General features: G+C 77.7%; 1 protein-coding gene. It reads left to right on the forward strand.

From position 1 onward, the window contains the following. A partial coding sequence (locus OZN99_RS32940; protein ID WP_270939377.1) for a tetratricopeptide repeat protein occupies positions 1 to 685 on the forward strand: 685 nt, incomplete at both ends.

Raw genomic sequence — 685 nt, forward strand, 5'->3', positions numbered from 1 at the left:
CCCGCCTGGCTGCGGCACGGCTCTCGGCCGGCGACGCCGCCGGCACCGCCCAGGCGGCGCAGGATTCGCTCCGCCTGCTGCCCAGCCAGGCCGGCGCGCGGGAGATGCTGGCGGTGGCAGCGCTGGCGCGCGGCGACATGGCTGCCGCGCAGGCCGAGCTCGACCGGCTGGAGGGCGACCAGCGCAACACCGAGGCCGCCGGCACGCTGGACGGCCTGCTGCGCCTGGCGCGCTTCGACACGCAGGGTGCAAGGGCCGCCTTCGAGCGGGTGCTGCGCAGCTTCCCCGACAGCATCGGCGCGCGTATCGGGCTGGCACGCGTCGCCACCGCCCAGGGCAACGCCGCCGAGGCGGAACGCCTGCTGGGCGAGGTGCTGCGCCGCCAGCCCGCCAACCAGGAAGCTTTGGGTCGTCTGGTCGCCACGGTGACGTCGCGCGGCCCGCGCTCTGACGCCGCGCGGGTGGTGCTGGACGGCGCGCATGCCGCCGCGCCGAACGAGCCGGCGCTGGCGCTGGCCTACGCCGCGGCCCTCGCCGCGATCGGCAATCCGCAGCGTGCGCTGGAGGTATTGAGCACCGAGCAGCTGCGCCGCGCCGGCCAGGGCGTGCCGCTGCCGCTCGCGCGGTCCATGGCGCATGCCGCGCTGAACCAGTGGCCCGAGGCCGAGGCCTCCGCGCGCGCGGC

It is taken from the genome of Falsiroseomonas oryzae, assembly GCF_027856955.1.
Lineage (GTDB): Bacteria > Pseudomonadota > Alphaproteobacteria > Acetobacterales > Acetobacteraceae > Falsiroseomonas > Falsiroseomonas oryzae.